The organism is Streptomyces sp. NPDC002676, from assembly GCF_053592455.1.
On record NZ_JBSFVT010000001.1, the window covers coordinates 1,193,350 to 1,216,943 of the forward strand.

Sequence of the window (23,594 nt, forward strand, 5' to 3'; positions counted from 1 at the left end):
GCGCGCCAGAGGGTCCGGGCAAGTCATGGAAGGTTGTACGGCAGGCGGTCAAAGCCAGGTAAAAGGTGACTCTTCCGTTCTTGTGCTGCGTCTGCCTGCACGACCTGCTGCTCAGCAGTCCCTGCTGTCCGCCGCGTCAGCTCCGCGCCGACCGCCGCGTCAGTTACGCCGCAGCAGCCGCGTCGCCCCCGTCGCCACCGTCGTCGCCAGGATCCAGCCCAGCAGGATCATCATCGTGGCCAGCCACTGCCAGGCGCCGTGCAGCTGCCACTGGCCGGCCTGGCCCAGGTCGATCACCGGCAGCAGCAGGTCCAGCGCGAACAGGGCCGGGCTCCAGACCGGATGTCCGCCGGGGTTCATCGGCGGATGGCCGGCGTGCGCGAAGGCGAGCGTGCCCGCCGCCCACAGGACCGCCATCCACACCGCGGCCCGGCCCGGCCGGTAGCCGTAGGCCACTGCCCAGTCCTGGATGTAGCCCCAGAGCTTGGCGGCCACCGGCAGGGTCTCGCGGCGCCGCCGCTGCTTGGCGAGCAGCACCTCGCGTGCGTCCTCGTCCTCCCCGGCGGCGCGCAGCACCGCGGCCAGCCGCTCGTACGGCTCCGGGTTGTACTCGGGGGTGGCCGCCGCCACCCACTCCAGCCGCCGGGCCAGCGGGAACGGGCCCTGCGGGACCAGGTTCTCGTACGTGAAACCGCGCATCTGCAGGTGCCCGGGGCCCGGCCAGCTGCCCGCGCTGTCCACCAGGTTGACGATCCGCGCACCGGAGAGCACCACCCTGCCGCGCGCCGGCTCGTCGCCGAGGAAGCGCAGCTCCGGAGTCTGCAGTCGGCGCAGGGACACCTCCTGGTCGTCGGTGAGGTCGAACCGGGCCCGCTCCAGGTCGACCGCGTCCCCGAACCGCCCGTCGTCCAGCCGCATCCCGCCCCGGCACTCGAAGCGCTGGATGCGCGTCCCGCGCGCGGGCGTCGTGCCGCTCAGCAGCGGGCTGCCCACGCCGGCCGGGGTCAGGTACAGGGTGCGCTCCACCGTGAGCTGGGGAGCGTTGAGCGCGAGGCGGGCGTACGGGTTGGCGAGCTGCGCGCCGCGCAGGCTCAGCGACACGCCGACCTTGGCGCCGCGCAGGCTCAGCTCGCCGTGCGACTCCAGCATCTCCGCCTGGAGGTCCTGGCCGACGCTCATGCCGTCCGCCGCGATGGACCGGCCGCTGCGGTCCCGGTACACCACCGCCTGGTTGAGCAGCAGATCGGTGCCGATGTGCGCGTCGGTCAGCCGGAGTCCGTTCTGGAAGCGGCAGCGCGGCAGGTGCAGATCACCCTCCGTGTGCACCCGGGCGGCCTCCAGGCGCGGTACCGCGCAGTCCACCAGGCGCACCGTCGAGAAGCGGGCCTCCGGTATCAGGATCTCGTGGTCGAAGCGGCAGCCGCGCAGCTCCACGTACGGCGCGACGGTGCCGCCCGCCAGGTTCAGCGTGCCCGTGATCCGTATGCCGACCAGCTTCAGCGAGGACACCCGGCCGGCCAGCGCGGGCGGTCCGTCCAGCAGCAGCCAGCAGATGATGCGCGCCCGTACGCTGCGCTCGGGTCCCCAGGGATGCCCGCCGTGCGGGTCGTCCACGACGGCGTCGCCGCTGCTCAGGTCGTACACGCTGCCGTTGCGGAACGCCTGCCACATGCCCGCCTCGGCCGCGGTCAGGTCGTCCGGCAGGTCCCCGGTGAGGATGCCGGCCCCCTCGGTCACCGCTGTTTCTTCTCCCTTCCTGCTTCCCGTGTCTTTCGTGTCTCTCGTGTTTTTGGTAAAGCCGTTCATGCCCGCTGGGTGACGCCCGGAACACTGGATGTGAGGGCGGACCTGCGGGTTCCGGCCAGGCTATGCACCGGCAGACGGTCCACGTTCTGTATCAGCCATTGATACGCGCGGACGGCCCGTGACGCCGGTCTGAGAGAATTGAGCCTGTGATCTCCCGAATCGATCTGCGCGGCGACGCCCTTCCCGAGGGCCCCGCCCTGCGCGACCTGCTGCCCCGAGCCGACTTCGACGTTCAGGCCGCCCTGGAGAAGGTGCGTCCGATCTGCGAGGCCGTGCATCATCGTGGCGACGCGGCACTGATCGACTTTGCGGAGAAATTCGACGGAGTACGGCTGGAATCCGTCCGTGTCCCGGCCCAGGCGCTCGCCGACGCGCTGGCCGGCCTCGACCCGGAGGTGCGCGCCGCCCTGGAGGAGTCCATCCGCCGCGCCCGCCTGGTCCACCGCGCGCAGCGCCGGACCACGCACACCACCCAGGTCGTGCCCGGCGGCTCGGTGACCGAGAAGTGGGTGCCGGTCGAGCGCGTCGGTCTGTACGCGCCCGGCGGTCGCTCGGTCTACCCCTCCTCCGTGATCATGAACGCGGTCCCGGCCCAGGAGGCCGGCGTCGAGTCCATCGCGCTCGCCTCCCCGCCGCAGGCCGAGTTCGACGGGCTGCCGCACCCGACGATCCTCGCCGCCTGCGCCCTGCTCGGCGTGGACGAGGTCTACGCCGTGGGCGGCGCCACCGCCGTCGCGATGTTCGCGTATGGCACCGAGTCCTGTGCCCCGGCCAACATGGTCACCGGCCCCGGCAACATCTGGGTCGCCGCCGCCAAGCGCTACTTCACCGGCAAGATCGGCATCGACACCGAGGCCGGCCCGACCGAGATCGCGGTCCTCGCGGACGACACCGCCGACCCGGTGCACATCGCCGCGGACCTGATCAGCCAGGCCGAGCACGACCCGCTGGCGGCGGCCGTGCTGGTCACCGACTCGGCCGAGCTGGCGGAAGCGGTGGCGAAGGAGCTGGAGCCGCAGGTCGCGGCCACCAAGCACATCGAGGACCGGGTCCGCCCGGCCCTGGCCGGCAAGCAGTCCGCGATCGTCCTCGTGGACGGCATCGAGGAGGGCCTCAGGGTCGTCGACGCGTACGGCGCCGAGCACCTGGAGATCCAGACCGCCGACGCCGCCGCGGTGGCCGACCGGGTCCGCAACGCGGGCGCGATCTTCATCGGCCCCTGGGCCCCCGTCTCGCTCGGCGACTACGCGGCCGGGTCCAACCACGTCCTGCCCACCGGCGGCTGTGCCTGCCACTCCTCGGGCCTGTCCGTCCAGTCCTTCCTGCGCGGCATCCACATCGTCGACTACACGAAGGACGCGCTGGCCGAGGTCGCGCACCACGTGGTGACGCTGGCGGAGGCGGAGGACCTGCCCGCGCACGGCGCGGCGATCAAGGCGAGGTTCGGCTGGAAGGTGCCTGAGAGCAAGTGAGCTTCGGAATCGACGATCTTCCCGTACGGGACGAGCTGCGCGGCAAGTCCCCCTACGGCGCGCCGCAGCTGGACGTCCCCGTACGGCTGAACACCAACGAGAACCCCTACCCGCTGCCCGAGCCGCTGGTCGAGCGGATCGCGGAGCGGGTGCGGGAGGCCGCCCGCGACCTGAACCGCTACCCCGACCGGGACGCGGTCCAGCTGCGCACCGAGCTGGCCAAGTACCTGACGAAGACCGGCAAGTACCCCCTCGGCATCGAGAACGTGTGGGCCGCCAACGGCTCCAACGAGGTCATCCAGCAGCTGCTGCAGACCTTCGGCGGACCGGGCCGCAGCGCCATCGGCTTCGAGCCGTCGTACTCGATGCACGCGCTCATCGCGCGCGGCACGGGCACGGGCTGGATCTCGGGTCCGCGGGGCGAGGACTTCACGATCGACCTCGCCGCGGCCGAGCAGGCCATCGCCGAGCACAAGCCGGACGTCGTCTTCATCACCACCCCCAACAACCCCACCGGCAACGCGGTCCCGCCGGAGACGGTCCTCGCGCTGTACGACGCGGCGCAGGCGGCCAAGCCGTCCATGGTGATCGTGGACGAGGCCTACATCGAGTTCAGCCACGGCGCCTCGCTGCTGCCGCTGCTGGAGGGCCGCCCGCACCTCGTCGTCTCCCGGACGATGTCGAAGGCCTTCGGCGCGGCCGGCCTGCGCCTCGGCTACCTCGCCGCGCACCCCGCGGTCGTGGACGCCGTCCAGCTCGTACGGCTGCCGTACCACCTGTCGGCGATCACCCAGGCGACCGCCCTGGCCGCCCTGGAACACACCGACACGCTGCTGGGGTACGTCGAGCAGCTGAAGTCGGAGCGCGACCGGCTGGTCGACTCGCTGCGCGCCATCGGCTACGACGTCACGGAGTCCGACGCGAACTTCGTGCAGTTCGGCCGGTTCGCCGACGCCCACGAGGTCTGGCAGAAGATCCTCGACCGGGGCGTCCTGGTCCGGGACAACGGCGTGCCGGGCTGGCTGCGGGTGTCCGCCGGAACACCTGAAGAGAACGACGCGTTCCTCGACGCGGTACGTGAAGTCAAGAAGGAGCTCGAGGCATGAACCGCGTAGGACGCGTGGAGCGGACGACCAAGGAGACCTCGGTCCTGGTCGAGATCGATCTCGACGGCACCGGGCAGACCGACATCGCGACGGGCGTCGGTTTCTACGACCACATGCTCGACCAGCTCGGCCGGCACGGCCTGTTCGACCTGACCGTGAAGACCGACGGCGACCTGCACATCGACTCCCACCACACCATCGAGGACACCGCCCTCGCGCTCGGTGCCGCCTTCAAGCAGGCGCTCGGCGACAAGGTGGGGATTTATCGATTCGGCAACTGCACGGTCCCGCTGGACGAGTCCCTCGCCCAGGTCACCGTCGACCTGTCCGGCCGCCCCTACCTCGTGCACACCGAGCCCGAGAACATGGCGCCGATGATCGGCGAGTACGACACCACGATGACCCGGCACATCCTGGAGTCCTTCGTGGCCCAGGCCCAGATCGCGCTGCACGTGCACGTACCGTACGGGCGCAACGCCCACCACATCGTGGAATGCCAGTTCAAGGCGCTCGCGCGAGCGCTGCGTTACGCCAGCGAGCGCGACCCGCGCGCCGCCGGCATCCTCCCGTCGACGAAGGGCGCCCTGTAAGCCATGAACGGTCTGTCCACCGTCCTGATCTTCGTCGGGCTCGTCCTCGTCGGCGGAATCATCTCCTTCGTCAAGCAGAAGATGCCCCGCAGCCTCATCGTGCTGCTGTCCTTCGGCGCGGCGATGTGCCTGGTCGCGGGCGTCATGCGGCTGGAGGTGTGGAATTGAGCACCGGTAGCAAGAAGGTCGTCGTCTTCGACTACGGCTTCGGCAACGTCCGCTCCGCCGAGCGTGCCCTCGCGCGCGTGGGAGCCGATGTCGAGATCACGCGCGACTTCGACAAGGCCATGAACGCCGACGGCCTGCTGGTGCCGGGCGTCGGCGCGTTCGCCGCCTGCATGCAGGGCCTGCGCGCGGCCCGCGGCGACTGGGTCGTGGACCGCCGGCTGTCCGGCGGGCGCCCCGTGATGGGCATCTGCGTCGGCATGCAGATCCTGTTCGCGCGCGGCATCGAGCACGGCGTGGAGGCCGAAGGCCTGGACGAGTGGCCCGGCACGGTCGCGCCGCTCCAGGCGGACGTCGTCCCCCACATGGGCTGGAACACCGTCGACGCCCCGCTCGACTCGCAGCTGTTCGCCGGCCTGGACCGGGACGCCCGGTTCTACTTCGTGCACTCCTACGCCGTCCACGACTGGACCCTGGAGACGAACAACCCGGTGATCGAGGCCCCCAAGGTCACCTGGTCGACGCACGGCAAGCCCTTCGTGGCCGCCGTGGAGAACGGCGCCCTGTGGGCCACCCAGTTCCACCCCGAGAAGTCCGGCGACGCCGGCGCCCAGCTCCTCACCAACTGGATCGGAACCCTGTAGACCATGGCCAAGCTCGAACTCCTCCCCGCCGTCGACGTCCGCGACGGCCAGGCCGTCCGCCTCGTGCACGGCGAGTCCGGGACCGAGACCTCCTACGGCTCCCCGCTGGAGGCCGCCCTCGCCTGGCAGCGGTCCGGCGCCGAGTGGCTGCACCTGGTCGACCTGGACGCCGCGTTCGGCACCGGTGACAACCGCGCCCTGATCGCCGAGGTCACCAGCGCGATGGACATCAAGGTGGAGCTGTCCGGCGGCATCCGCGACGACGACACGCTCGCCGCCGCCCTCGCCACCGGCTGCACCCGGGTCAACCTCGGCACCGCCGCCCTGGAGACCCCCGAGTGGGTCGCCAAGGTCATCGCCGAGCACGGCGACAAGATCGCCGTCGGCCTGGACGTGCGCGGCACGACCCTGCGCGGGCGCGGCTGGACCCGCGACGGCGGCGACCTCTACGAGACGCTGGAGCGCCTCAACAAGGAGGGCTGCGCCCGCTACGTCGTCACCGACATTGCCAAGGACGGCACCCTCCAGGGCCCGAACCTGGAGCTGCTGAAGAACGTCTGCGCCGCGACGGACCGCCCGGTCGTGGCCTCCGGCGGCGTGTCGTCCCTGGACGACCTCCGCGCCATCGCGGAGCTGGTACCCCTCGGTGTCGAGGGCTCCATTGTCGGCAAGGCCCTGTACGCGAAGGCGTTCACCCTGGAAGAGGCCCTGGAGGCTACGTCTTGAAATTGGACACAGTGTCATGACGTCCGATGCCGTGCGGCGCGTGCAGAGCGGGAGTCCCTGGGAAGAGTCCTTCGGTTTCGCGCGCGCCGTGGCGGCGGGCGACCGCGTGCTGGTGGGCGGTACGACGTCCTTCAGGGGCCGCGTGCTGTACGGGGAGGGCGATCCGTACGAGCAGGCCAGGGTGGCCTTCACCAGCGCGCTGGAGGCGATCGCCGAGTTCGGGCTCGGTCCCGAGTCGGTGCTCCGCACCAGGATGTACCTGTCCCATGTGCGGGACGTGGACGCCGTCGGCCGGGCCCACAAGGAGATCTTCGACTCCGTGCGCCCGGTCACGACCCTGCTGGTCGTGGAGGGCTTCGTCGACCCGCGCATCCTGGTGGAAGTAGAACTAGAAGCATTCAGAGGACATTAGGAGCCGGCTTCATGACCCTGGCGGTTCGAGTCATCCCCTGCCTGGACGTGGACAACGGCCGGGTGGTCAAGGGCGTCAACTTCCAGAACCTGCGCGACGCGGGCGACCCCGTCGAGATGGCCAAGGTGTACGACGCCGAGGGCGCCGACGAGCTGACGTTCCTGGACATCACCGCGTCCTCGGGCGACCGGGAGACGACGTACGACGTGGTGCGCCGCACCGCCGAGCAGGTGTTCATCCCGCTCACGGTCGGCGGCGGCGTCCGCACGGCCGAGGACGTGAACAAGCTGCTGCGGGCGGGCGCCGACAAGGTGGGCGTGAACACCGCCGCGATCGCCCGCCCCGACCTGATCCGCGAGATCGCGGAGCGTTTCGGCCGGCAGGTGCTGGTCCTGTCGGTGGACGCCCGCCGTACCCCTTCCCGCAACAGCTCGTCCGGGTCCTTCGAGGTCACCACGCACGGCGGCCGTCGCGGCACCGGCATCGACGCGGTGGAGTGGGCGCACCGGGCGGCGGAGCTGGGCGCCGGTGAGATCCTGCTCAACTCCATGGACGCGGACGGCACGAAGGACGGCTACGACCTGGAGATGATCGCGGCCGTCCGCAAGCACGTGACGATCCCCGTGATCGCCTCGGGCGGCGCCGGCAAGCTGGCGCACTTCCCGCCGGCGATCGACGCGGGCGCGGACGCGGTGCTGGCGGCGTCGGTCTTCCACTTCGGCGACCTGCGGATCGGCGAGGTGAAGCAGGTGCTGCGCGAGGCGGGACACCCCGTGCGCTGACGCCGCGCTGAGCTCTGGCCCCGGCGCCTTCGGGCGGCCGGGGCTTTTGCTCGCCCCGATGCGAAACATAAGTTGCGCAAAATCTGTTGTGCAATTTTTCTTTCGTATCTACGGTGGATGCATGACAGGCAAGGAGAGAGACCGCCGGATCACCGACCTGGGCACGCTCAAGGCGCTCGCTCATCCGCTGCGGATGAGGCTGTACCGGGGCCTGACCATCGCCCGGGTCGCGACCGCCTCACAGCTCGCCGACCAGGTCGACGAGGCCGTGTCGCTGGTCAGCTACCACCTGCGCAAGCTCGCCGAGCACGGACTGATCGAGGAGGCCGAGCCGCAGAGCGAGGACGGCCGGGAGCGCTGGTGGCAGCCGGCCTCCGACGGCGTGAGCATCCGCGACCAGGACTTCCGGGACGCTCCCGAGAAGGCCGCCGCGCACACCGCCGCCAGCCGGCTGTTCTTCGAGCAGCGGGCCGACATGTACCGGCGCTTCCTCGACGAGCGCGCCCACTGGGGCGAGGAGTGGAACGCCGCCGCCGAGTCCTCCGAGGCGGTGCTGCGGCTGACGTCGGCCGAACTGGCCGAGCTGAACAAGGAGTTGCTCGCCGTCGTCCGCAAGTACGACGAGCAGGGCCGGGCCGCCGAGACCGCCGGTGACACCGAGGGCCGCGAGAACGTCGCGGTGCACACGTACGCGTTCCCGTTCCGGATCTGAGAGGACCACCGTGGCCACGAGCACGACCGGCTCCGCGCCCACCGCCACCCCGGAGCGCGTCGCCCACCGCGACCCCAACGTCCTGCGCTGGCTCGGCGCGTACGCCTCGTCGGCCGTCGGCGACAACGTCTACTACCTCGCCCTGTCCTGGGCCGCCGTCCAGGCCGGGACGCCCGCACAGGCCGGTGTCGTCACCGCGCTGAGCGCCGTGCCGCGGGCCCTGCTCATGCTGGGCGGGGGAGTGATCGCCGACCGCTTCGGCCCGCGCAGGGTGCTGATCAGCAGCGACGCCGCGCGCTGTGCGGCGGTCCTCGCGGTCGCCGGGCTGCTGCTCGTGGGGCACCCGGGCCTGTGGCCGCTGGCCGCGCTGGCCCTGGTCTTCGGGGCGGTCGACGCCGTCCTCATGCCCGCGCTGGGGGCGCTGCCGTCCCGGATCGCGGGGCGCGGAGAGCTCGCCCGGGTGCACGGCATGCGGGGACTCGTGGTCCGGCTGGCCAACGTCGTCGGGGCCCCGCTCGGCGGACTCGGCGTGGCACTCGGGGGCTCGGCGGCGGCGTTCGGCCTGGCCGGGCTGCTGTTCGCGGCCTCCCTGCCGCTCCTGGTCGCCGTACGCGTGGCGGACGCGCCCGCGGACGCGGTCGCCGCGCGGGGCACCGCGTGGAGCGAACTCACCGACGGACTGCGCTACCTGCGCGGCGACCGCGTCCTGCGCACGCTGATCGTCGTCATCGCGCTCAGCGACCTCGGTTTCGTGGGCCCGCTCAACGTCGGCCTGACCCTCCTCGCCGACGAACGCGGCTGGGGAGCCGGGGGCGTCGGCTGGGTGCTCGCGGGGTTCGGTACGGGCGCCGGGGCCGCCTCGCTGCTGCTCACCGCCCGGGGCCGCGTCCCGCGCGCGGGGCTCGTCCTGTCCGTGTGCGGCGTCGCCAGTGCCGTCGCGATCGGTGCGCTGGCCTACGTGCCGAACGTCGTGGGGGCCGTAGCCGTCGCCCTCTGCATCGGCCTGGTCTCCGGGCTCAGCGGCGTGCTGTGCGGTGCGCTCCTCCAGGCCCGCGCCGACCGGGCCTACGTCGGCCGCGTCACCTCCGTGTCCAGCTTCTTCAGCCTGGGGGTCGCGCCGCTGACCTTCCCGCTGACCGGCGCCGCGATCGGCCTGTGGGGCACCGGCCCGGTGTTCGCCGTCAGCGCGGCGCTGTGCGGCCTGGCCGGTGCGTACGGCCTCTGCTCCGGGCCCCTGCGCCGCGCCGAGCTGCCCCGCTGACCTTCACGCCCTCGGCTGGGTCAGCTGCACCAGGTTGCCGACCGTGTCGTCGAAGACCGCCGCGAGCACCGGCCCCTGCTCCTGTGGCGGATGCGTGAAGCGGACGCCGAGGCCGCGCAGGCGGTCGTACTCCGCCTGGAGATCGTCCACGGAGAAGACGATGCAGGGGATGCCCGCCTCGTAGAGGGCCGTGCGGTACGGCTCCGCGATGGGGCCCTGGCTGGGCTCCAGCAGCAGCTGGAGGTCCGGCTGGGCCCCCTCGGGCGCCCCGACCGTGATGAACAGCGTGCCGTCGCCCAGGTCCATGTGGGTGCGGGTCTCGAAGCCGAGTACTTCCGTGTAGAAGGCGTGCGCCTTGGCCACGTCGTTCACGAACACGCTGGTCATCGCGACCTTGATCACGGCTCGGCCCCTCTCGGTCCTCAGAAGCCCAGTTGTCTGGACTCGTGCAGCTGGGTGATCGCGTCCGTGTCGCCCTCCAGGTCCACCTTGGCCGCGTTCTGCCGGCCGAAGGCGAACAGGAGCAGCTCCGACGGCTCGCCCGTCGCCGTCACCACGGGCGTGCCCCGGTGGGCGACGGCCGTCTGGCCGTCCGGGCGGCGCAGGACCAGGCCCGTCGGCACACCCCGGCCCAGCAGGCGGGCGGTGCGCTCCAGGCGCGACCACAGCGCCTCCTGGAAGACGGTGTCCAGCTCGCGCGTTGCCCAGTCCGGCTGCGCCCGGCGCACGTCCTCCGTGTGGACGTAGAACTCGACGATGTTGGCCGCCTCGTCGATCTGCTTGAGCGCGAACGGCGAGAACCGCGGCGGACCCGTACGGATCAGCTGGATCAGCTCCTCGTACGGCTTCGCGGTGTACTCGTCCATCACCTTCTCCAGGCGTGGCGCGAGGGGCTTGATCAGCGTGCCCCCGGCCGCGTCCGGGCGCCGCTCGCGCACCACCACGTGAGCGGCCAGGTCCCGGGCCCGCCAGCCCTCGCACAGGGTCGGCGCGTCGGGTCCGGCGGTTTCCAAGAGGTCGGCGAGCAGGAGCCGTTCACGCTTGGCGAAGGTCGACATGGGGCCAGCCTACGACCATGCATACGGTCCGCCCAGCGGACGCCGTCCCGCCGCTGTCGGTGCCGCGCGGCACAATGGCTCCCATGACCAGTAAGACCGGTAAGCCCCGGCCCAGCAGCCTCGACCCCGAGATCGCCGTGCGCCTCAAGCGCAGCGAGGACGGGCTCCTGCCCGCCATCGCCCAGCAGTACGACACCAACGAGGTGCTCATGCTCGGCTGGATGGACGACGAGGCGCTGCACCGCACCCTGACCACCGGACGCTGCACCTACTGGTCCCGCAGCCGCCAGGAGTACTGGGTCAAGGGCGACACCTCGGGTCACTTCCAGTGGGTGAAGTCGGTCGCGCTCGACTGCGACGCCGACACCCTGCTGGTCAAGGTCGACCAGGTGGGCGCCGCCTGCCACACCGGCGCGCGCACCTGCTTCGACGAGGACGTGCTCCTCAAGGACGCCGATTCCGGCGCGACCGGCTCACATCAGTAAGGTCAGCCGCCATGGACCTCGAGACCTTCCGCAAGCTCGCCACCGACCGGCGCGTCATCCCGGTCACGCGCAAGCTCCTCGCCGACGGCGACACCCCGGTGGCGCTGTACCGCAAGCTCGCCGCCGAACGCCCCGGCACCTTCCTGCTGGAGTCCGCGGAGAACGGCCGCTCCTGGTCCCGGTACTCGTTCGTGGGCGTGCGCTCGGCCGCCACGCTGACCACGCGGGACGGCCAGGCCCACTGGCTCGGCGCCCCGCCGGTCGGCGTCCCGGAGGGCGGCGACCCGCTCGCCGCCCTCCGCGCGACGATCCAGGCCCTGCACACCCCCCACCAGGAGGGCATGCCGCCCTTCACCGGCGGCATGGTGGGCTACCTCGGCTACGACATCGTCCGCCGCCTGGAGAAGATCGGTCCCGGCGAGCGCGACGACCTGAAGCTCCCCGAGCTGACCATGCTCCTCACCAGCGACCTCGCCGTCATGGACCACTGGGAGGGCTCGGTCCTGCTGATCGCCAACGCGATCAACCGCAACGACCTCGACACCGGCGTGGACGAGGCCTACGCCGACGCCGTGGCCCGGCTCGACGCCATGGAGGCCGACCTCACCCGCCCGGTCGCCCAGCCCCCGGCCGTCCTGCCGCCCTCCGAGCTGCCCGAGTACACCGCGCGGTGGGGCGGCCCCGACTTCCAGGCGGCCGTCGAGGACGTCAAGGAGCGCATCCGCGCGGGCGAGGCCTTCCAGGTCGTGCCCTCCCAGCGCTTCGAGACCCCGTGCACTGCGAGCGCGCTCGACGTCTACCGGGTGCTGCGGGCGACGAACCCGTCCCCGTACATGTACCTGTTCCGCTTCGACGGGTTCGACGTCGTCGGCTCCTCCCCGGAAGCCCTGGTGAAGGTCGAGGACGGGCGGGCGATGGTCCACCCCATCGCCGGCACCCGGCACCGCGGCGCCACCCCGCAGGAGGACCAGGCGCTCGCCGAGGAGCTGCTCGCCGACCCCAAGGAGCGCGCCGAGCACCTCATGCTGGTCGACCTCGGCCGCAACGACCTCGGGCGGGTCTGCGAGCCCGGCTCGGTGGAGGTCGTGGACTTCATGTCCATCGAGCGCTACTCGCACGTGATGCACATCGTCTCCACGGTCACCGGCAAGGTGGCCGAGGGCCGCACGGCCTTCGACGTGCTCACCGCGTGCTTCCCGGCGGGCACCCTCTCCGGCGCCCCCAAGCCGCGCGCGATGCAGATCATCGACGAGCTCGAGCCGTCCCGGCGCGGCCTGTACGGCGGCTGCGTCGGCTATCTGGACTTCGCGGGCGACTCCGACACGGCCATCGCCATCCGTACGGCCCTGCTGCGCGACGGCACGGCGTACGTCCAGGCCGGAGCCGGCATCGTCGCCGACTCCGACCCGGTCGCGGAGGACCAGGAGTGCCGCAACAAGGCGGCGGCGGTCCTCCGCGCGGTGCACACGGCCAACAGGCTTACGTCAGGCTGACGTTCAGCCGGTGAACGCGGCGGTGCCGTTCGGGACGCCGAGGCCGGTCGGGCCGTCGTACCCGGCGGTGCCGGTGCACAGGTAGGACCCGCCGCAGCTGCCGTTGGCGCCGCTGGTCACGTCGTACAGCGCCGAGGTGTGGGCGTACGGGAAGGACGCCGGGGAGGAACCGGCGGACGGGCTGCCGGCCAGCGCGTAGACCGCCGCGATCAGCGGGGACGAGGCGCTGGTGCCGCCGAAGACCATCCAGCCGCTGCCCTGACCGTAGGTGTCGTACACCGCGACGCCGGTGTTCGGGTCGGCGACCGCCGAGACGTCCGCGACGGTGCGGTTGGCGCAGCCGGTGTCCTTCTGCCAGGTCGGCTTGGCGTCGTACTTGGAGCAGCCGGAGCCGGCCCCGCTCCACACCGTGTCGGTCCAGCCGCGCGCGTTGGACGCGGTGCTCAGGGACGTACCGCCCACGGCCGTCACGTACTTGGACGCGGCCGGGTACTCGACGCCGTAGCCGCCGTCGCCGGAGGAGACGGTGATGGCGACGCCCGGGTGGTTGAAGTACGAGGAGTCGTACGTCGGGTCGCTGGTGGACTCCCCGCCGCCGTAGCTGTTGGAGACGAACTTGGCGCCCAGCCGGACCGCGGTGTTCACGGCCGTACCGAGGTTGGTCATGGTGGCCGAACTGGCCTCCACCAGCAGGATCTTGCAGTTCGGGCAGGCCGCGCTGACCATGTCGAGGTCGAGGGAGATCTCCTCCGCCCAGCCGGAGTTGCCGCGCGGGTACTTGGTACCGCCGTTCTGGTCGACCTTCTGGAAGCAGCCGCCCGCGCTGGTGCAGGCCGGCAGGCCGTACTGGGAGCGGTAGACGGCGAGGTCGGCCTCGGCGCTCGGGTCGTCGTAGGCATCGACGATCGCCACGGTCTGGCCCGAACCGCCGGTCGCTGAGGGCAGGTTGTACGCGGCCTGGAGTGAGGCGGGGCCGTAGCCGGCGGGCGCGGCGGCGGCTGTCAGGTCGCTCTCGGCGTGTGCCGACATCGGGGTGCCCGCGGTGACCTTGAGGGCGTTGCACGCCATCTCGCCCTTGGCCGTAGGGGCGACGCAGGAGCGGGCGACGGTGACCTTGTGTGGGGAGGTGGCCTGAGCCGCCTGGCCGACCGGCGCGGCGAGCGCGAGGGCGGCTGTGGCGAGGGTGGCCACGGTGGTGAGGGATGCGGTTCTGCGCAACGTACGTCCTCCACGTATGGGGTGTACCGGGAGAGATGTGGGGGGTGCGCGGTGCGACCGCCGGTGCGGGGTGCGCGCCGGGGCCGCGCAGAACCTACGGATGTCGGGGGCACGTCAACAAGAAGGTCCTTGAAGTGGAAACCTTCCTTTGCCTTTCCTGAGGAATCCATGAGCCCGACCGGAGGACGCCATGAGTCAAACGTGGTGCGACCATGGCTTGACCGGAACCCGGGTGACGGTTCGCCCGGGGTTCAAGCGATAGTGGGGTACGTGACTGCCGTACCTCACTCCCGTTCCGAAGCCGCCGCACCCGCCCGGTCCGGCCGCCGGAGCCTCGCCCTCGCCCTCCTGTGCGGTGCGCTCGGCGCGGCCGTGACGCTGCTCGCGACCCGGCAGCGCTGGTCGGCGGGCAGCGCGACGGTGGCCGGGGGCGCGTTCCCGCTGACCGCCAAGGGCAGCGACGTCACAGGCGTCCCCGCGGCCCTCGCCATAGTGGGCCTCGCCGCGCTCGTCGCCGTCTTCGCCGTCCGCAAGGCCGGCCGCCTCGCCGTCGCCCTGCTGCTCGCGCTCTCCGGCGCCGGCACCGTCGCCGCCGCCCTCGTCGGCGCCTCCGACAGCTCCGCGCTGGACGACAAGGCCGCCCGGACGACCGGCGACAGCTCCGCCGCGGTCCACGCCCTCAGCCACACCGGCTGGCCGTACGTCGCGGCCGTCGGCGGCGCCCTGATCCTCCTCGCCGGCCTGCTCGCCCTGCGCTACGGCAGCCTGTGGCCCGCCATGTCCGGCCGCTACGAGCGCGGCGGCGACCGCCCGCGCCGCACGGCCCGCCCGGCCGACCCCGAGCGGCCGGAGGAGATGTGGAAGGCCCTGGACCGCGGGGAGGACCCGACCGGGGCCTGAGCGCAGGCCCGTGCCGCGGGTGTGGCGAATCAGACGCCACCCCCGCGTCCGGGGCGCTCACGCGTACGGGACAATGAGTGATGAGCGTCCGGCTTCGGACAGGCGGACGGGCTCGGAAACGCGCTACGACTCACACAAGCAACGAGGAGCAAGTCATGGCGGGCAGCAACCACGGTCACACCCCGGCCGCCTGGACCGGTGTCACCATCGTCTTCATCGGTTTCTGCGTCTCGGGCGCCTTCACGGTGATGGCCCAGCCGCTGGGCTTCTGGGCCGGGCTGGCGATCGTGGCCATCGGCGGCGTCGTGGGCGCCGCCATGAGCGCCATGGGCATGGGTATGCCGAAGGAGGAGACGCACGCCGTCGTGCGCACCCCCGTCGCGACCCCCGAGCCGGTTGCCGCCGAGAGCTGAGCGACAGAGCTTCCCGCGAGGGGCGGCCCCACACCTTTCCGGGTGCGGGGCCGCCCCTCGCGCGCGTGCGGGGCCTGTGACGGGCAGAATGCGAGGCGTGAACGCCGAGAGTCGCACCACCGCGCTCAGCCCCCCTCCGCCGGCCCCCGTGTGGGCGCGGCTCGCCGTCCCGGCCGGGCTGCTCGCGGCCGTCGCCGGGGCCTTCGCGTACGTCGGCACCGTCGACCCCAACGAGCCCGGCCACTACCCGGTGTGCCCCCTCTACCGGCTCACCGGCCTGTACTGCCCCGGCTGCGGCGGACTGCGCAGCGCGCACGCCTTCGTCCACGGCGACTTCCTCACCGCGCTGCACGACAACGCGCTGGCCGTGGCCGGCTATCCGCTCTTCGCCGTGCTGTGGACCGTCTGGGTGGTCCGTGCGGTGCGTGGCCGGCCGTCGCGGTGGGAACTCGGGCCGGTGCAGCTGTGGGCCGCCGGGGCCTTGTTCCTGGCCTTCACCGCTGTCCGGAACCTGCCGTTCGGTGGCTGGCTGCATCCTTGATCAACCGGCGAACGTCCAGGTAGTGGGACCGCCGTCGGCCGGATGAGAGGCCATCGCCGTCCTGCGGATACCATCGCAGTGACCACGGGTTTTCAAAACCTGAAGGAACCACCGTCTGGAAGGGGGCCGCTCGCGTGAGTGTGCTCGACGAGATCATCGACGGAGTCCGTGCCGACCTTGCCGAGCGGCAGGCGCGTGTCAGCCTCGACGAGCTCAAGGAGCGCGCGGCGAAGGCGCCCGCCGCCAAGGACGGCGTGGCCGCGCTCAAGGGCGACGGCGTCAAGGTGATCTGCGAGGTCAAGCGCTCCAGCCCCTCCAAGGGCGCGCTGGCCGCGATCGCCGACCCGGCCGGGCTCGCCGCGGACTACGAGGCGGGCGGCGCGGCCGTCATCTCCGTCCTCACCGAACAGCGCCGCTTCGGCGGCTCGCTGGCCGACCTGGAGGCGGTCCGCGCCCGCGTGGACATCCCCGTCCTGCGCAAGGACTTCATCGTCACGTCGTACCAGCTGTGGGAGGCCCGGGCGTACGGCGCCGACCTCGCGCTGCTGATCGTGGCCGCGCTGGACCAGCCGGCCCTGGAGTCGCTGATCGAGCGTGCCGTGTCCATCGGCCTCACCCCCCTCGTCGAGGTGCACGACGAGGAGGAGGTCGAGCGGGCCGTGGCCGCGGGCGCCAAGGTCATCGGCATCAACGCGCGCAACCTGAAGACACTGGAGGTCGACCGCGGGACGTTCGAGCGCGTCGCCCCCGAGATCCCCGAGGGCATCGTCAAGGTCGCCGAGTCCGGCGTCCGGGGTCCGCACGACCTGATCGCGTACGCCAACGCGGGCGCCGACGCGGTCCTGGTCGGCGAGTCCCTCGTCACCGGACGCGACCCGAAGGCCGCGGTCGCCGACCTGGTCGCCGCGGGGGAGCACCCCGCACTGCGGCACGGCCGGAGCTGAACTCCCGCTAGGCTGTGCCCCGATGACTCTCACCGTGACGACCCTGGACCGCTACGCCGGCCTGGCGCGCGGCTGCCGCCCGAGAGGCTGCCGCGCCCCGGCGAGGCGCGTCCACGGTCGTCGCGTTCGTTACGTCATCGGTGACGAACCTGGGCAGGTCAACGGACGTCGATGGCAGCGCCCCCTGAAGGGGCGCGGGAAACTGCGCGACCAGCCACAGACGGCCTGAGGTCGCTCGACAAGCTCCGCCCCCACGGCGATTCGTGTTTTCTTCGGCACCGACCGTGAGGTATCCGCATGCCCAGCAACTTCTTCTTCCCTGATCCACAGGGTCAAGTCCCCACTGCCGAGGGCTACTTCGGCGCGTTCGGCGGCAAGTTCATCCCGGAGGCCCTCGTAGCCGCCGTGGACGAGGTGGCCGTCGAGTACGACAAGGCCAAGCACGACCCCGAGTTCGCCCGGGAGCTGGACGACCTGCTCGTCAACTACACCGGCCGCCCGTCGGCGCTCACCGAGGTCCCCCGTTTCGCCGCGGAAGCGGGCGGCGCCCGGGTGTTCCTCAAGCGCGAGGACCTCAACCACACCGGCTCCCACAAGATCAACAACGTCCTCGGCCAGGCCCTGCTCACCAAGAGGATGGGCAAGACCCGGGTCATCGCCGAGACCGGCGCCGGTCAGCACGGCGTCGCCACCGCCACCGCCTGCGCGCTCTTCGGCCTCGACTGCACCATCTACATGGGCGAGATCGACACCCGGCGCCAGGCCCTCAACGTGGCCCGCATGCGCATGCTCGGCGCCGAGGTCGTCGCCGTGAAGTCCGGCAGCCGGACCCTCAAGGACGCCATCAACGAGGCGTTCCGCGACTGGGTCGCGAACGTCGACCACACCCACTACCTGTTCGGGACCGTCGCCGGCCCGCACCCCTTCCCCGCCATGGTCCGCGACTTCCACCGGGTCATCGGCGTCGAGGCCCGGCGCCAGCTCCTGGAGCGCGCCGGCCGCCTCCCGGACGCCGCCGTCGCCTGCGTCGGCGGCGGATCCAACGCCATCGGCCTCTTCCACGCCTTCATCCCCGACGAGGGCGTCCGCCTGATCGGCTGCGAGCCGGCCGGCCACGGCGTGGAGACCGGCGAGCACGCGGCCACCCTCACCGCCGGCGAGCCCGGCATCCTGCACGGCTCCCGCTCGTACGTCCTCCAGGACGAGGAGGGCCAGATCACCGAGCCGTACTCCATCTCGGCCGGTCTGGACTACCCGGGCATCGGCCCCGAGCACTCCTACCTCAAGGACAGCGGCCGGGCCGAGTACCGCGCCGTCACCGACGACGCGGCCATGCAGGCCCTGCGCCTGCTGTCCCGCACCGAGGGCATCATCCCGGCCATCGAGAGCGCCCACGCCCTGGCCGGCGCCCTGGAGGTCGGCAAGGAGCTGGGCAAGGACGGGCTGATCGTGGTCAACCTGTCCGGCCGCGGCGACAAGGACATGGACACCGCCGCCCGCTACTTCGGCCTCTACGACACCGACGCCGAGGTGGCCGCCAACGAAGCCGACACGGCCGAGATCGAGGGGGACGCCAAGTGAGCGGGAACATCCAGCTGCTGACCGACACGCTCGCCGCCGCGAAGGCGGAGGGCCGGTCCGCGCTCATCGCCTACCTCCCGGCCGGCTTCCCGACCGTGGACGGCGGCATCGAGGCGATCAAGGCCGTCTTCGACGGCGGAGCCGACGTCGTCGAGGTCGGCCTGCCGCACAGCGACCCCGTCCTGGACGGCCCGGTCATCCAGACCGCCGACGACATCGCCCTCCGCGGCGGCGTCAAGATCGCCGATGTGATGCGTACGGTCCGCGAGGCGCACCAGGCCACCGGCAAGCCGGTGCTCGTCATGACGTACTGGAACCCCATCGACCGCTACGGCGTCGAGCGCTTCACCGCCGAACTGGCCGAGGCCGGCGGCGCGGGCTGCATCCTGCCCGACCTGCCGGTGCAGGAGTCGGCCCTGTGGCGGGAGCATGCCGAGAAGCACGGCCTCGCGACCGCCTTCGTCGTCGCCCCCAGCAGCAAGGACGAGCGGCTCGCCCAGATCACCGCGGCGGGCAGCGGCTTCGTCTACGCCGCCTCGCTGATGGGCGTCACCGGCACCCGCGCATCCGTCGGCGCGCAGGCCCAGGACCTGGTGGAGCGCACCCGGGCCACCGGCACCGCGCTGCCGGTGTGCGTCGGTCTCGGCGTCTCCAACGCGGCCCAGGCCGCCGAGGTCGCCGGCTTCGCGGACGGCGTCATCGTCGGCTCGGCGTTCGTGAAGCGGATGCTGGACGCCCCGGACCACGCCTCCGGCCTGGAGGACGTCCGCACGCTCGCCGGTGAGCTGGCGAAGGGCGTGCGCGGACAGGCGTAATCGCCGCCAACCATCCGTAGTCGCCTGTAGTCGTTCACAACGGAATATTCGGTCACTCGAACGGGTGGACCTCGGGCTGGGGAGGCGCGCTGCGCCTCCCCGGTTCGTTCTGGGGGTGTGAGCGAGAAGAACCGTGACGGAAAGCGCACCGCCCGGGAGCGGATGGCGGTCGAGCGCGAGAAGCAGAAGGCCGCGGAGAAGCGTCGGCGTGCACTGATCGTGGGTGCCGGCGTGGTCTGCGTCCTGGGCCTCGCGGCGGTGATCGGCGTGGTCGCCGCGAACGCCGGCAAGGAGAAGAGCAAGAGCGCGGGCCCGACCGTGGCACCCTCGGGCGCGCAGGGCAAGGACAGCCTCGCGATCCCGGTCGGCAAGGACGGCGCCAAGTCGACGCTCACGGTCTGGGAGGACTTCCGCTGCCCGGCCTGCCAGGCCTTCGAGACGGCGTACCGCCCGACACTCCACGAACTGGCCGACGCCGGCAAGCTCAGAGTCGAGTACCACCTGGTCCGGCTCATCGACGGCAACCTCGGCGGCAGCGGCTCCCTGCGCGCGGCCAACGCCGCGGCCTGCGCCCAGGACGCCGGAAAGTTCCGCGACTACCACGACGTGCTGTACCAGAACCAGCCCAAGGAGACCGACGACGCCTTCGCCGACAACGCGAAGCTGATCGAGCTTGCGGGCAAGGTCGACGGCCTGGACACCCCTGCCTTCCAGAAGTGCGTCAAGGACGGCACCCACGACAGCTGGGTGAGCAAGTCGAACGCGGCCTTCCGGGCCGGCGGCTTCACCGGCACGCCCGCGGTTCTGCTGGGCGGCAAGAACATCTTCCAGGACCAGACGATGACCCCGGCCAAGCTCAAGCAGATGGTGGAGGCGGCCAACCGCGGGTAAGCGTTTCTCGCGTCCCCGTTATCGACCCGTAGCCGGGCAGCTTGCCGTCCCCCTGGCCCGGCACGGTAGCGTCGACCTTGCCATGGAACTTGCCTACATTCCCAGCCCGTCGCGCGGGGTGATCCACCTCGGTCCCATTCCGCTGCGCGGTTATGCGTTCTGCATCATCATCGGCGTCTTCGTCGCCGTCTGGCTCGGCAACAAGCGCTGGATCGCCCGCGGCGGCCAGTCCGGCACAGTGGCGGACATCGCGGTCTGGGCCGTGCCGTTCGGCCTGGTCGGCGGCCGGCTCTACCACGTGATCACGGACTACGAGCTGTACTTCAGTGACGGCCGTGACTGGGTGGACGCCTTCAAGGTGTGGCAGGGCGGCCTGGGCATCTGGGGCGCCATCGCGCTCGGTGCGCTCGGCGCCTGGATCGGCGCGCGGCGCCGCGGCATCCCGATGCCCGCGTACGCCGACGCCGTCGCGCCCGGCATCGCCTTCGCGCAGGCCATCGGCCGCTGGGGCAACTGGTTCAACCAGGAGCTGTACGGGCGCGAGACGCATGTTCCCTGGGCGCTGCACATCACCTCCTCCGAGGGCGGCCGGGTGCCCGGCTACTACCACCCGACGTTCCTCTACGAGTCCCTGTGGTGCGTCGGCGTCGGCCTCCTCGTGATCTGGGCCGACCGCCGCTTCAAGCTGGGCCACGGCCGGGCGTTCGCGCTGTACGTCGCCTCGTACTGCGTGGGCCGCGGCTGGATCGAGTACATGCGCGTGGACGACGCCCACCACATCCTGGGCCTGCGCCTCAACGACTGGACCGCGCTGGTCGTGTTCCTGCTGGCGGTGACGTACATCGTGGTGTCCTCGAAGCTGCGTCCGGGCCGGGAGACCGTGGTCGAGCCGGGCGTCGCCGGCGGTGCCGCCGGGGCTGCCTCCGGCGGTGAGACGGAGACCGTCTCCGACGGTGAGGCCGGTGCCGAGGAGACCGGTGCCGAGGCGAAGGACGAGAAGGACGAAGCGGAGGCCGAGCCCGAGGTGGCCGAGCCACAGGACGAGGCCGAGTCGGCGACCAAGAAGAGCTGACGCTGCCTGGTACGACACTGAGGGCGCCCGGAGCCGCACATCGAAGCGGACGGGCGCCCTCGGCATCGGCGGGCGCGGTCACCCGTGACTGCTGTACTGCGCCTCGATCTCCGGCCGGTACGGCATGGACGCCGACGCGCCCTCCCGCTGCACGGACAGGGACGCAGCCGCCGCCGCCCAGGACAGGGCCTCCCGTACCGGCTTCTCCTCGGCGAGGGCCACGGCGAGGGTGCCGACGAAGGTGTCGCCCGCGCCCGTTGAGTCCACGGCCTTCACCTGGGGCGCCGGCACCACCAGGGGTTCGGTGCCTCGCGCCAGGTACAGGCTGCCCGTCGCCCCGAGAGTGATCACCACCTCCGGGACCAGTTCCAGCAGGGCGGCAGCGGCCTCGCGCGGATCGGTGCGGCCGGTGAGGGTGATCGCCTCGTACTCGTTCGGCACCAGCAGGTCGGTCGCGGCGAGCAGCTCGGGCGGCAGCTGCCGGGCGGGGGACGGGGTGAGGACCGTACGGACGCCGTGCCGGCGCGCCGCCCGCGCGCCCGCGACGACCGCGGCCATGGGGATCTCCAGTTGCAGCAGCAGGGCGTCGGCGGAGGCGAGGACGCCCTCGTCGCCGGGGGAGAGGTGGTCGACGGTGCCGTTCGCGCCGGGGATGACGACGATCGAGTTTCCGCCCTCGTCGTCCACCACGATGTGCGCGGTGCCGGAGGGGCCCTCGACCGTACGCAGGAAGTCGGTGTCCACACCGGAGTGCTCCAGGGTGTCGCGCAGCCGCACGCCGAAGGAGTCGTTGCCGACCGCACCGATCATCGACACGGTGGCGCCGGCGCGGGCCGCGGCGATCGCCTGGTTGGCGCCCTTGCCGCCGGGGATCGTGCGGAACTCCCGTCCGGTCACGGTCTCGCCGCGCTGCGGCGCCTTGGTGACGTAGGTGACGAGGTCCATGTTGGTGCTGCCGAGCACGGCGATATGGGTCATGGGCGGGTCGCCTCCAGGTGGGTGAGGTGGGCGAGGGCGTCGAAGCCGGTGCCGTCGAAGTCGGCGACGGTGGTGGCGAGCCGGTTCTTGAGCGGGGCCCGCCAGTGGTGGGGCAGTGCGGCCGGTCCGCCCGCGAGCAGGCCGGCGACGCTCCCGGCGGTCGCGCCGTTGGAGTCGGTGTTCCAGCCGCCCGAGACCGCACGGCAGACGGAGCCGGTGAAGTCGCCGTCCGCGTGGGTGAGGGCGGCGGCGATCAGGGCGGTGTTGGGCAGGGCGTGCAGCCAGTGGTGGGTGGCGGCGTAGCGGTCGTGGAGTGCGTCCACGGCCTCGTCGAAGTCCCCGTGCTGTCCGGCCAGCCGGATGCCGAGGTCGATCGCCTGGGCCAGCCGGGAGCGAGGCGGGACCACCGTGCGGCCGGTGCGCAGGCAGGCGTGGACGTCGCAGGTGCCCGTGGCCGCGGCGGCGAGGGTGGCGGCCGTGAACATCGCGGCGTAGACCCCGTTCGCGGTGTGGGTGAGGACGGCGTCGCGGTGTGCCTGCTCGGCCGCGGCGGCCGGGTCGCCCGGGTTGGTCCAGCCGTGGACGTCGGCGCGGATCAGGGCGCCGGTCCACTCGCGGAACGGGTTGCGGTGGCGGGCGGTGTGCGGGGGCTCGATGCCACAGAGCAGGTTGCGGTGGGCGAGGCGCTCGGCGGTGGAGGTGCGGCCGGGCGGGAGCTCGTCGAGCCAGAGGCGGGCGACGTCCGCGGTGGTGAAGGTCCTTCCGTGCCGCTGGAGCAGCAGGAGGCCCAGGAGCGTGTGGTCGAGGTCCTCGTCCTCGGGCATGCCGTCGATGTTCTCGGCCAGGGAGGTGGCGGCCGAGCGGCGGTTCCAGGGGTACTGGGCGAGCAGGTCCCCGGGGACGCCCTGCGCGGTGAACCACGTGCTCAGCGGCCGGTCTCCGGCCGCCCGGGCGAGGGCGCGGATGCCGTCCAGGGGGAGCGCCTGAACAGGTCTGCCGAGGAGGCAGCCGGCGGCCCGGCCGAGCCACGCTGCCTCCAGGGCGAGGGGGGAGAAGGAGGAGACGGCCGCGGCGGACCGGGCGGCGGGGGCCGTGGCGGACCCGGCGGCGGGCCAGTCGGGGCAGGCGGCCTTGATGGCCGTCAGATCCGTCGGCTCGTCGTCCGCCAGCCTGCTGGGCAGGTCGGCCAGCTCGTCCAGCAGGTCGTCCGCCAGCAGGCGAAGGTACCGGGAGGCCCGGTGCGCCGACGCTCCAGCCGTCGGCGGGGCGTCGGGGCCGCCCGCCGCCCGCCAGCGCGCCTCGATCGCCGACGGTTCGCGGCCGTCCAGCCGGGCCTGGCGGAGTTCATGGCCCAGCAGGTCCTCCGGCTGGACCCAGCTCAGGCGGAGCATGGCAGGCTCCCCGGCCGCTCGGACGCGGGCGAGGACCCGCTGCTGTCGTCTCCTTCGAGCGTCGTGCATGTGGGCGTCATGCACCGAATCATCCCCCCGGCCGGGCCGGTTGGGGACGTTTTGGGGCTGTGTCCCCCG

General features: G+C 72.1%; 27 protein-coding genes. 21 read left to right on the forward strand and 6 right to left on the reverse strand.

The features are described 5' to 3' along the window. Positions 1–159: 159 nt before the first annotated feature. Positions 160–1,737 (reverse strand): oxidoreductase, encoded by a 1,578-nt coding sequence (locus ACWD3E_RS05655; RefSeq protein ID WP_451386234.1) that lies wholly within the window; start codon positions 1,735–1,737, stop codon positions 160–162. 215 nt (positions 1,738–1,952) lie between these two features. Between ACWD3E_RS05655 and hisD the strand changes: the two genes are divergently transcribed. The 10 genes from hisD to ACWD3E_RS05705 all read left to right on the forward strand — a co-directional run bounded on the left by hisD (position 1,953) and on the right by ACWD3E_RS05705 (position 9,676). Next, positions 1,953–3,278 carry a histidinol dehydrogenase gene (hisD, locus tag ACWD3E_RS05660; protein WP_451386235.1) on the forward strand — a complete coding sequence of 442 codons (1,326 nt, stop codon included), beginning with the start codon at positions 1,953–1,955 and terminating at the stop codon, positions 3,276–3,278. Continuing rightward, a complete protein-coding gene (locus ACWD3E_RS05665) occupies positions 3,275–4,384 on the forward strand; it encodes a histidinol-phosphate transaminase (protein ID WP_451386236.1) in 1,110 nt (369 codons plus the stop codon). Before hisD ends, ACWD3E_RS05665 begins: the two co-directional genes overlap by 4 nt. Further along, a complete protein-coding gene (gene hisB, locus ACWD3E_RS05670; RefSeq protein ID WP_451351576.1) occupies positions 4,381–4,974 on the forward strand; it encodes an imidazoleglycerol-phosphate dehydratase HisB in 594 nt (197 codons plus the stop codon). The genes ACWD3E_RS05665 and hisB overlap by 4 nt, the downstream gene beginning before the upstream one ends. 3 nt (positions 4,975–4,977) lie before the next feature. Then, on the forward strand, positions 4,978–5,142 hold the full coding sequence (locus ACWD3E_RS05675; protein ID WP_451351575.1) for a hypothetical protein: 165 nt from the start codon (positions 4,978–4,980) through the stop codon (positions 5,140–5,142). Further along, a complete protein-coding gene (hisH, locus tag ACWD3E_RS05680) occupies positions 5,133–5,783 on the forward strand; it encodes an imidazole glycerol phosphate synthase subunit HisH (protein WP_451386237.1) in 651 nt (216 codons plus the stop codon). Before ACWD3E_RS05675 ends, hisH begins: the two co-directional genes overlap by 10 nt. 3 nt (positions 5,784–5,786) lie before the next feature. Further along, positions 5,787–6,509, forward strand: a complete 723-nt coding sequence (priA, locus tag ACWD3E_RS05685; protein ID WP_451386238.1) for a bifunctional 1-(5-phosphoribosyl)-5-((5-phosphoribosylamino)methylideneamino)imidazole-4-carboxamide isomerase/phosphoribosylanthranilate isomerase PriA — start codon at positions 5,787–5,789, stop codon at positions 6,507–6,509. 16 nt (positions 6,510–6,525) lie between these two features. After that, positions 6,526–6,921, forward strand: coding sequence for a RidA family protein (locus ACWD3E_RS05690; RefSeq protein ID WP_451386239.1), 396 nt, complete (start codon positions 6,526–6,528; stop codon positions 6,919–6,921). An 11-nt stretch (positions 6,922–6,932) separates the two neighbouring features. Next, on the forward strand, positions 6,933–7,703 hold the full coding sequence (hisF, locus tag ACWD3E_RS05695) for an imidazole glycerol phosphate synthase subunit HisF (RefSeq protein WP_451386240.1): 771 nt from the start codon (positions 6,933–6,935) through the stop codon (positions 7,701–7,703). A 121-nt stretch (positions 7,704–7,824) separates the two neighbouring features. Next, the gene (locus tag ACWD3E_RS05700; protein ID WP_451386241.1) at positions 7,825–8,415 is read left to right on the forward strand and encodes an ArsR/SmtB family transcription factor; all 591 of its coding nucleotides are present in this window, start codon (positions 7,825–7,827) and stop codon (positions 8,413–8,415) included. A gap of 10 nt (positions 8,416–8,425) precedes the next feature. Then, on the forward strand, positions 8,426–9,676 hold the full coding sequence (locus ACWD3E_RS05705; RefSeq protein WP_451386242.1) for an MFS transporter: 1,251 nt from the start codon (positions 8,426–8,428) through the stop codon (positions 9,674–9,676). Positions 9,677–9,679: 3 nt separating this feature from the next. On the opposite strand, the gene ACWD3E_RS05710 is transcribed toward ACWD3E_RS05705, so the two are convergent. Further along, positions 9,680–10,078 (reverse strand): VOC family protein, encoded by a 399-nt coding sequence (locus ACWD3E_RS05710; protein ID WP_451386243.1) that lies wholly within the window; start codon positions 10,076–10,078, stop codon positions 9,680–9,682. A gap of 20 nt (positions 10,079–10,098) precedes the next feature. Beyond that, a complete protein-coding gene (locus tag ACWD3E_RS05715) occupies positions 10,099–10,734 on the reverse strand; it encodes a TIGR03085 family metal-binding protein (RefSeq protein ID WP_451386244.1) in 636 nt (211 codons plus the stop codon). Between the two features lie 83 nt (positions 10,735–10,817). Between ACWD3E_RS05715 and hisI the strand changes: the two genes are divergently transcribed. Both hisI and ACWD3E_RS05725 read left to right on the forward strand, forming a co-directional pair. Beyond that, on the forward strand, positions 10,818–11,219 hold the full coding sequence (gene hisI, locus ACWD3E_RS05720) for a phosphoribosyl-AMP cyclohydrolase (protein ID WP_451386245.1): 402 nt from the start codon (positions 10,818–10,820) through the stop codon (positions 11,217–11,219). Between the two features lie 11 nt (positions 11,220–11,230). Further along, positions 11,231–12,712 (forward strand): anthranilate synthase component I, encoded by a 1,482-nt coding sequence (locus ACWD3E_RS05725; RefSeq protein ID WP_451386246.1) that lies wholly within the window; start codon positions 11,231–11,233, stop codon positions 12,710–12,712. A gap of 3 nt (positions 12,713–12,715) precedes the next feature. Here the strand turns inward: ACWD3E_RS05725 and ACWD3E_RS05730 are convergent, their stop codons facing one another. Beyond that, complete coding sequence (locus tag ACWD3E_RS05730) at positions 12,716–13,930, reverse strand: S53 family peptidase (RefSeq protein ID WP_451386247.1); 1,215 nt, start codon at positions 13,928–13,930, stop codon at positions 12,716–12,718. A gap of 261 nt (positions 13,931–14,191) precedes the next feature. On the opposite strand from ACWD3E_RS05730, the gene ACWD3E_RS05735 reads away from it, so the two are divergent. The 9 genes from ACWD3E_RS05735 (at position 14,192) to lgt (ending at position 21,087) form a co-directional block, all read left to right on the forward strand. Further along, a complete protein-coding gene (locus ACWD3E_RS05735; protein ID WP_451386248.1) occupies positions 14,192–14,830 on the forward strand; it encodes a TIGR02234 family membrane protein in 639 nt (212 codons plus the stop codon). 155 nt (positions 14,831–14,985) lie between these two features. Next, positions 14,986–15,243 carry an HGxxPAAW family protein gene (locus tag ACWD3E_RS05740; RefSeq protein ID WP_451386249.1) on the forward strand — a complete coding sequence of 86 codons (258 nt, stop codon included), beginning with the start codon at positions 14,986–14,988 and terminating at the stop codon, positions 15,241–15,243. An 88-nt stretch (positions 15,244–15,331) separates the two neighbouring features. Further along, positions 15,332–15,784, forward strand: coding sequence for a DUF2752 domain-containing protein (locus tag ACWD3E_RS05745; protein WP_451386250.1), 453 nt, complete (start codon positions 15,332–15,334; stop codon positions 15,782–15,784). 134 nt (positions 15,785–15,918) lie between these two features. Continuing rightward, positions 15,919–16,728, forward strand: coding sequence for an indole-3-glycerol phosphate synthase TrpC (gene trpC / locus ACWD3E_RS05750; RefSeq protein ID WP_451386251.1), 810 nt, complete (start codon positions 15,919–15,921; stop codon positions 16,726–16,728). A 22-nt stretch (positions 16,729–16,750) separates the two neighbouring features. Further along, complete coding sequence (gene trpM / locus ACWD3E_RS05755) at positions 16,751–16,957, forward strand: tryptophan biosynthesis modulator TrpM (protein ID WP_451386252.1); 207 nt, start codon at positions 16,751–16,753, stop codon at positions 16,955–16,957. Between the two features lie 68 nt (positions 16,958–17,025). Then, positions 17,026–18,309 carry a tryptophan synthase subunit beta gene (gene trpB / locus ACWD3E_RS05760; protein ID WP_451386253.1) on the forward strand — a complete coding sequence of 428 codons (1,284 nt, stop codon included), beginning with the start codon at positions 17,026–17,028 and terminating at the stop codon, positions 18,307–18,309. Further along, on the forward strand, positions 18,306–19,124 hold the full coding sequence (gene trpA / locus ACWD3E_RS05765) for a tryptophan synthase subunit alpha (RefSeq protein WP_451351557.1): 819 nt from the start codon (positions 18,306–18,308) through the stop codon (positions 19,122–19,124). Before trpB ends, trpA begins: the two co-directional genes overlap by 4 nt. Positions 19,125–19,241: 117 nt before the next feature. After that, positions 19,242–20,015 carry a DsbA family protein gene (locus tag ACWD3E_RS05770; protein WP_451386254.1) on the forward strand — a complete coding sequence of 258 codons (774 nt, stop codon included), beginning with the start codon at positions 19,242–19,244 and terminating at the stop codon, positions 20,013–20,015. Positions 20,016–20,097: 82 nt separating this feature from the next. After that, entirely contained in the window at positions 20,098–21,087 is a 990-nt protein-coding gene (gene lgt / locus ACWD3E_RS05775) for a prolipoprotein diacylglyceryl transferase (protein ID WP_451386255.1), read from the forward strand. 78 nt (positions 21,088–21,165) lie between these two features. On the opposite strand, the gene rbsK is transcribed toward lgt, so the two are convergent. Both rbsK and ACWD3E_RS05785 read right to left on the reverse strand, forming a co-directional pair. Further along, positions 21,166–22,065, reverse strand: coding sequence for a ribokinase (rbsK, locus tag ACWD3E_RS05780; protein ID WP_451386256.1), 900 nt, complete (start codon positions 22,063–22,065; stop codon positions 21,166–21,168). Continuing rightward, the gene (locus tag ACWD3E_RS05785; RefSeq protein ID WP_451386257.1) at positions 22,062–23,456 is read right to left on the reverse strand and encodes an ADP-ribosylglycohydrolase family protein; all 1,395 of its coding nucleotides are present in this window, start codon (positions 23,454–23,456) and stop codon (positions 22,062–22,064) included. Before ACWD3E_RS05785 ends, rbsK begins: the two co-directional genes overlap by 4 nt. Positions 23,457–23,594: the final 138 nt, after the last annotated feature.

Excerpts from the sequence above, each read along its gene's own strand:
- hisB (WP_451351576.1), top strand. The coding sequence starts at position 4,381 with ATGAACCGCGTAGGACGCGTGGAGCGGACGACCAAGGAGACCTCGGTC.
- ACWD3E_RS05675 (WP_451351575.1), top strand. The coding sequence starts at position 4,978 with ATGAACGGTCTGTCCACCGTCCTGATCTTCGTCGGGCTCGTCCTCGTC.
- priA (WP_451386238.1), top strand. The coding sequence starts at position 5,787 with ATGGCCAAGCTCGAACTCCTCCCCGCCGTCGACGTCCGCGACGGCCAG.
- ACWD3E_RS05690 (WP_451386239.1), top strand. The coding sequence starts at position 6,526 with ATGACGTCCGATGCCGTGCGGCGCGTGCAGAGCGGGAGTCCCTGGGAA.
- hisF (WP_451386240.1), top strand. The coding sequence starts at position 6,933 with ATGACCCTGGCGGTTCGAGTCATCCCCTGCCTGGACGTGGACAACGGC.
- ACWD3E_RS05700 (WP_451386241.1), top strand. The coding sequence starts at position 7,825 with ATGACAGGCAAGGAGAGAGACCGCCGGATCACCGACCTGGGCACGCTC.
- ACWD3E_RS05715 (WP_451386244.1), bottom strand. The coding sequence starts at position 10,734 with ATGTCGACCTTCGCCAAGCGTGAACGGCTCCTGCTCGCCGACCTCTTG.
- hisI (WP_451386245.1), top strand. The coding sequence starts at position 10,818 with ATGACCAGTAAGACCGGTAAGCCCCGGCCCAGCAGCCTCGACCCCGAG.
- ACWD3E_RS05725 (WP_451386246.1), top strand. The coding sequence starts at position 11,231 with ATGGACCTCGAGACCTTCCGCAAGCTCGCCACCGACCGGCGCGTCATC.
- ACWD3E_RS05740 (WP_451386249.1), top strand. The coding sequence starts at position 14,986 with ATGGCGGGCAGCAACCACGGTCACACCCCGGCCGCCTGGACCGGTGTC.
- ACWD3E_RS05745 (WP_451386250.1), top strand. The coding sequence starts at position 15,332 with ATGCGAGGCGTGAACGCCGAGAGTCGCACCACCGCGCTCAGCCCCCCT.
- trpM (WP_451386252.1), top strand. The coding sequence starts at position 16,751 with ATGACTCTCACCGTGACGACCCTGGACCGCTACGCCGGCCTGGCGCGC.
- trpB (WP_451386253.1), top strand. The coding sequence starts at position 17,026 with ATGCCCAGCAACTTCTTCTTCCCTGATCCACAGGGTCAAGTCCCCACT.
- lgt (WP_451386255.1), top strand. The coding sequence starts at position 20,098 with ATGGAACTTGCCTACATTCCCAGCCCGTCGCGCGGGGTGATCCACCTC.
- rbsK (WP_451386256.1), bottom strand. The coding sequence starts at position 22,065 with ATGACCCATATCGCCGTGCTCGGCAGCACCAACATGGACCTCGTCACC.
- ACWD3E_RS05785 (WP_451386257.1), bottom strand. The coding sequence starts at position 23,456 with ATGCTCCGCCTGAGCTGGGTCCAGCCGGAGGACCTGCTGGGCCATGAA.